This is a genomic window from Bradyrhizobium sp. 31Argb (genome assembly GCF_043638955.1).
In the GTDB taxonomy this organism is placed as follows: Bacteria; Pseudomonadota; Alphaproteobacteria; order Rhizobiales; family Xanthobacteraceae; genus Bradyrhizobium.
Genome location: NZ_JBEGDB010000043.1, coordinates 37,461 through 44,270, shown reverse-complemented (window position 1 = coordinate 44,270; position 6,810 = coordinate 37,461). Strand labels below are relative to the sequence as shown.

Annotated in this window: 2 protein-coding genes; both read left to right on the top strand. The window is 66.9% G+C overall.

Going from position 1 to position 6,810, the window contains the following annotated elements:
- Positions 1 to 142: 142 nt before the first annotated feature.
- Entirely contained in the window at positions 143 to 3,289 is a 3,147-nt protein-coding gene (gene addB / locus AAFX91_RS11580) for a double-strand break repair protein AddB (protein WP_394566521.1), read from the top strand.
- Positions 3,283 to 6,807 (top strand): double-strand break repair helicase AddA, encoded by a 3,525-nt coding sequence (gene addA / locus AAFX91_RS11575; protein WP_394566520.1) that lies wholly within the window; start codon positions 3,283 to 3,285, stop codon positions 6,805 to 6,807. The genes addB and addA overlap by 7 nt, the downstream gene beginning before the upstream one ends.
- Positions 6,808 to 6,810 lie beyond the last annotated feature (3 nt).

The window sequence follows — 6,810 nt, the reverse complement described above, 5'->3', positions numbered from 1 at the left end:
GCCGGACATATGGATGCAGCGATCCGATCACCTCAAAAGCTCTTGTGCCACGGGGGCCGTCCACATATGGGTCCCGGCCTTCGCCGGGACGACGCGGAACGAGATGCTCTATATTGGCGCCTGACCCCGAATCAGGCCGCTCATGCGCGTTTTCAGCGTTCCCCTCTCCGTTCCGTTCCTGCGTACCGTCATCGCCGCGCTGGTGGACGGTCGCCTGGTCACGGGATTCGACGCGCGCGATAATCCCGAAAAGCTGGCTGACGCGACGCTTTATCTGCCGACGCGGCGTGCGGGCCGGCTTGCGCGAGAGATCTTCCTCGACGTCCTGGATACGGATGCCGCTGTGCTGCCGCGCATCATTGCGCTTGGCGACATCGACGAAGATGAACTCGCTTTCGCGGAAGAGGCGGAACAATTCAGCGGCGCAGCGCCGCTGGAGATTCCGCCCAAGCTTGGCGAACTCGAGCGGCGGCTGACATTGGCGAGACTGGTGGCAGCCTGGGCCAAGAGCCCGGTCACCGCGCCGCAGGTGGTCGGCGGCCCCGCATCGACGCTGCAGCTTGCCGGCGATCTCGCGCGCCTGATGGACGACATGGTGACGCGCGGCGTCGAGTGGAGCGCGCTCGATAAGCTGGTCCCCGATCAGCTCGACCAATATTGGCAACATTCGCTGGATTTCCTGCGGATCGCGCGCCAGGCCTGGCCAGCCCATCTCGCCGAGGTCGGCCGCATCGAGCCGGCGGCGCGGCGCGACCTCTTGATCGCGGCCGAACCCGCGCGACTGACTGCGCAATCTAATGGCCCCGTGATCGCGGCGGGCTCAACCGGTTCGATGCCGACGACGGCCAAGTTTCTCCACGCGGTAGCCAAGCTGCCGCACGGCGCGGTCGTGCTGCCCGGACTCGATACCGATCTTGATGAGGAGTCCTGGGACACGATCGGCGGCATGCGCGACGCCAAGGGCAAATTCACCACGCCGCCGGCGTCGAATCATCCGCAATTCGCCATGCACGCGCTGCTCGACCGTTTCGGCATCAAGCGTGACGAGGTCGAGGTTCTGGGCGAGCCGGCGCCACACGGGCGCGAAATGCTGATGTCGGAAACGATGCGGCCATCCACCGCCACGGCGCAATGGCATGATCGGCTCGAACAGCCCGAAATCGCCGAGAAGATTTCCGCCGGCATGAACAGCATTGCCGTGGTGGAGGCGCCGAACCCGGAGATGGAAGCGCTCGCCATTGCGATTGCGATGCGCGAGGCGCGGCATCTCAACAAATCAGCCGCACTGGTGACGCCAGACCGTGCTTTGGCGCGGCGGGTGATGGCGGCGCTGACGCGCTGGAATCTCGAATTCGACGATTCCGGCGGTGAAGCGCTGATGGACACGCCATCGGGCATTTTCGCCCGCCTCACCGCGGAAGCCGCGACCAAGGGGCTGGAGCCGCCGACACTGCTCGCGCTCTTGAAACATCCGCTGTTTCGGCTCGATGCCGCGCCCGGCGCACACCGGCGCGCAACCGAAGTATTGGAGCTGGCGCTCTTGCGGGGAACGCGGCCGCAAGCAGGCAGCGAAGGCCTTGCCCGCGACTTCGAACGTTTCCGCAGCGAACTCGGCAAGCTCCACCGCGGCGAGACTTCATCGCTGCATCCTCTGGAGCGGCGGACCCGGCTCCGCGACGTCGAGCTCGACCAGGCGCAGTCGCTGATATCGAAGCTGAGGGCCGCGCTTGCACCGCTCGAAAGTCTCAGCGCGTCCAAGCCTTACGATTTCGCCGAGCTGGCGCTGCGTCATCGCGAGGCTCTCACCGCATTGTCCTGTGATCAGCACGGCATCGCCGTCGCCTTCGAGGAGCAAGCAGGCTCCGTGCTCGCATCCGCATTCGATGATCTCGTCGGCGCAAGAAAGCTGAGCGGGGTGATGGTCCCGCTCGGCGACTACCCTGACGTATTCCAGACCGCGTTCGCCGACCGCATGGTGCGCCGCCCGGAATCGCCGCGCGCGCAACTGCACATCTTCGGTCAGCTCGAAGCGCGACTGACAGAGACCGATCGCGTGATTCTCGGCGGGCTGGTCGAAGGCGTCTGGCCGCCGGCGCCGCGGATTGATCCCTGGCTCAGCCGGCCGATGCGGCACGAGCTCGGCCTCGACCTGCCGGAACGGCGTATCGGCCTTTCCGCGCATGACTTCGCGCAACTGCTCGGCACTGATGATGTGATCCTCAGCCACTCGGCCAAGGTCGGTGGCGCGCCGGCGGTGGCCTCGCGCTTCCTGCACCGGTGTGAGGCGGTCGCAGGCGAGGCGCGCTGGAAGAGCGCGAAAGCACTAGGCGAGAAATACGTCCATTACGCCGCCGAGCTCGACCGGCCGGACAAGGTCGAGCCGATCGCGCAGCCCGCGCCAAAGCCGCCGCTCGCGACAAGGCCTCTGAAGATGTCGGTGACCGCGATCGAGGACTGGCTGCGCGATCCCTACACGATCTACGCAAGATATATCCTCAGGCTCGACCCGCTCGATCCCGTCGACATGCCGCTGTCGGCGGCCGATCGCGGCTCGGCAATCCACGCAGCGCTCGGCGAATTCACGCAAGTCTTCGCCGCAGAGCTGCCGGACGATCCGCTTCGGGCGCTGCGCGAGATCGGCGGCAAGCATTTTGCGCCGCTGATGGAGCGGCCGGAAGCGCGGGCGCTGTGGTGGCCGCGCTTCCAGCGCATCGCAACGTGGTTTGCCGAATGGGAGACTGCGCGGCGCGGCGGTATCGCGGCCATCACCGCCGAGATCCGTGGCGAGATCGGCATCCCCCTCGATCATGCGCGCACCTTCACGCTTTCGGCGCGCGCCGACCGGATCGAGCGTGACCGCGACGGTTCGTTCGCGATCCTCGACTACAAGACCGGACAGCCGCCGACGGGAAAACAGGTGCGCATGGGACTGTCGCCGCAGCTCACGCTGGAAGCTGCGATCCTGCGCGAGGGCGGCTTCGAGGGAATTCCGGCGGGCGCATCCGTCGGCGAGCTCACCTATGTCAGGCTGAGCGGCAACAACCCGCCGGGTGAGCAGCGGACGCTGGAATTGAAGATCAGGCCGGGCGATACGCCGCAATCGCCCGACGATGCCGCCGACCACGCTCGGCGGGAATTGGAAAAACTGATCCGCCAGTTCGAGGACGAGAACCAGGCCTACACCTCGCTGAATCTCTCGATGTGGGCCAATCGCTACGGCACCTATGACGACCTCGCCCGCATCAAGGAATGGTCCGCGGCCGGCGGCCTGGGATTGGAGGAATGGTGAAAGCGCCCCGCCCCATTCCCGACGCCGTACGCGCCACGCAGGCGCGCGCGTCCGATCCCAAGGCGTCCGCCTTCGTGTCCGCCAATGCCGGTTCGGGCAAGACCCATGTGCTGGTGCAGCGCGTGATCCGGCTGCTACTTGAGGGCACACCGCCCGAGAAGATCCTCTGCATCACTTTCACCAAGGCGGCCGCGGCCAACATGGCCGAGCGGGTGTTTTCCACGCTCGGCCATTGGGTCACCCTCGACGATACCGCGCTGGACACCGCGATCCGCGAAGCCGGCATCGCTTATCCCAATGCGAAGCTCCGGAGAGAAGCGCGAAAGCTGTTCGCCTGCGCGCTGGAGACGCCGGGCGGGCTGAAGGTGCAGACCATCCACGCGCTGTGCACCCGCCTGCTGCAGCAGTTCCCGTTCGAGGCCAATGTGCCGGCGCGGTTTGCCGTGCTCGACGAGCGCGACCAGAACGAGATGATGGAGCGCGCCAATCTCGCCGTGCTGCTGGAAGCCTCGCGCAATCCCGACAGCGCGACCGGGCGCGCGTTGATGGTGGCGATGGCGAACGCGGCCGACGTCACCTTCAAGGACGTGGTGCGCGAGGCCTGCCTCAGCCGCGACCATTTCATGGCCTGGACCGATGCCGCAGGCAGCGCGGAAGCAGCCGCTGGCCAGATGTCCGCAGCGCTTGGCGTCGCCGCGAATGATTCGATCGAAGATGTCGAGCGCGAGATCCTGGACGGCCCCTATCTGCCACGCGCGCGCTGGGAAGACATTGCGCTCGTCCTCGATACCGGCAACAAGTCCGACCAGGATCAGGCGGCGCGCTTGCGCGAGGCGCTTATCTTCACCGGCAGCGCGCAGGTCGACGCCTATCTCGGCGTCTTCCTGACCGACGCCGACCGCACGCCGCGCAAGTCGGTGGTGACGAAGAAATTCTTCGACAACAATCCCGCCATCGGGCGGCTGTTCGAAGCGGAAAGCCAGCGCATCCATCCCCTGATCGAACGCCGCCGCGCCGTGACGATCCGCGACCGCACCGAGGCGCTGCTGCACATCGCGACCGCGGCGGCTGCGAACTACCGGCGCGAAAAGCTCGAGCGCGGCCTGCTCGATTACGACGACCTCATCGACAAGACGCTGGAGATGCTCGACCGCGTCTCCTCAGGCTGGGTGCACTACAAGCTCGACCGCGGCGTCGATCACGTCCTGATCGACGAGGCGCAGGATACCAGCCCGAAGCAATGGGACATCGTCGCGCACATCATCTCCGAGTTCACCTCCGGCGCCGGCGCGCGCGACGGGGCGGTGCGCACGGTGTTCGCAGTCGGCGACGAGAAGCAATCGATTTTCTCGTTCCAGGGCGCGGCTCCGCATGAATTCGATTTGCGCCGGCGCGAGCTGAAGAAGAAGTTCGAGGATGCGGGGCTGAAATTCGATCCGGTCTCCTTCACCTATTCGTTCCGTTCCGGGCCGACGATCCTGCAATCGGTCGACCATGTCTTCCGCGAGCAGGAGATCTACCGCAGCATCCATGCGGTCGAGAACGGTTATCCGCTCCACAATGCGCTGGCCGATGCCGGCCCCAGCATGATCGAGCTTTGGGAGCTCGCGCAAGCCGACGACAGGCAAGACATCGAAGGCTGGCGCGCGCCGTTCGACGGCGTCTCCATCACCAGCCCGGAAGTGAAGCTGGCGAAGCGCATCCAGGCCGAGATCAGGCGGCTGGTGGAAAGCGGCACCATGACCGGCAGCCGCGGCAACCGCCGACCGCTCACCTACGGCGATGTCCTGGTGCTGGTGCGCAGGCGCGGCAACGCGTTCGACGCGGTGATCCAGGCGCTGAAGCACGCCAATATCCCGGTCGCCGGCGCCGACCGGCTGAAGCTGACCGAGCATATCGCGATCATCGACCTGATGAACCTTGCGGACGCGCTGCTGCTGCCGCAGGACGACCTGGCGCTGGCGGTGGCGCTGAAGAGCCCGCTGTTCGGCCTCGATGATGACGATCTGTTCAAGCTGGCCTGGGAGCGCAAGGGATCGCTGCGCCAGGCGCTGGCGCAGCATGCGGCGACCGACGAGCGCCTCACGGCCGCGCTGAAACGGCTCGAGCGATGCGAGCGGCGTTTGGCCGATTCGACCCCGTTCGCCTTCTATGCCTGGCTGCTTGGCGGCGACGGCGGGCGGGCGCGCATCCTGGGGCGGCTCGGCCATGAGGCCAACGACGCGCTCGACGAATTCCTCGAGCTGGCGCTCGCGCATGAGCGCAAGGCACCCAGCTCGCTGCAGGGCTTTGTGGCCTGGCTCCGCGCGGCCGACACCGAGGTGAAGCGCGACATGGAGATTTCGCGCGACGAGGTGCGCGTGATGACCGTGCATGGCGCCAAGGGGCTGGAAGCCTCCGTCGTGTTCCTGGTGGACACCACGACCTCGCCCGCGGACACGCAGCGCCTGCGGCTGATTCATCTGCCGCAGGGCAACAGCGCGCCGAACGCGCCCGGCGTCGTGGTCTGGGCCGGCCGCAAGGCCGAAGATGCAGGTCCCGTCGCCAAGGCGCGCGAGGCGATGCTGGAGGAGACGGAGGACGAATATCGCCGCCTGCTCTATGTCGCGATGACCCGCGCCGCCGATCGATTGATCGTCGGCGGCTGCATGCCCGGCAACATGAAGAAGGTGCGGACTTCCTCCTGGTATGACCTGATCGACAAGGGCCTCGCCAATTCCGGCCTCGACTTGCAGGAGATCGAGACCCCGGCGGGCCTAGTGAAGCGTTATTTCCGGCCCGAGGATACCGATCCTGCGACCGGCGTCGCGGTGTCGGGGGCGCCGCAGCCGATCGAGCTGCCGTCCTGGCTGCAGCGGCCGGCGCCGACTGAACTCGCCGCCGACAGCCGGCTGCGACCGTCCGACCCCAGCGACGACAGCCGCCGCGTCCGCAGCGGCGAGCAGCTCTTACAGCGCGCCCGCGCGATCCAGCGCGGCACGCTGGTGCACCGGCTGTTGCAGTCGCTGCCGGATATCGCACCCGAGCGCCGGCCCGGCGCGGCGCTCTCCTATCTCGAGCGCAACGCCGAGGATTGGACCGTCGAGGAGCGTGGGGCGCTGGCCGAAAGCGTGCTGGCCCTGATCGCCGATCCCCGTTTCGCAGCCGTGTTTGCCGCCGGGAGCCGGGCGGAAGTGTCCATCGTCGGCCGGCTGGATCAGCCCGGGCAATTGCCGGCGCTGGTATCCGGCCAGATCGACCGGCTGGTGGTGACGCCGGACGAAATCCTGATCGTCGACTTCAAGACCAACCACGCCCCGCCGAAAACTGCGGCCGAGGCGCCGCGGGCCTACGTCCGGCAGCTCGCGCTCTACCGGGCGGTGCTGCGCAAGCTTTATCCCGGACGCCCCGTCCGTGCCGCCCTGCTCTGGACCGAAAGTACTGAATTGATGGAGGTTTCCGCCTCCGCGCTGGACAGGGAGCTGGCATCCCATCATGCTGACGTGAGCGAGCTTGACCCGGCAGGGGTGCGTTCATAGGTT

Bases quoted from the DNA above. Each gene is read 5' to 3' on its own strand.
- addB (WP_394566521.1), top strand. From the start codon at position 143: ATGCGCGTTTTCAGCGTTCCCCTCTCCGTTCCGTTCCTGCGTACCGTC.
- addA (WP_394566520.1), top strand. From the start codon at position 3,283: ATGGTGAAAGCGCCCCGCCCCATTCCCGACGCCGTACGCGCCACGCAG.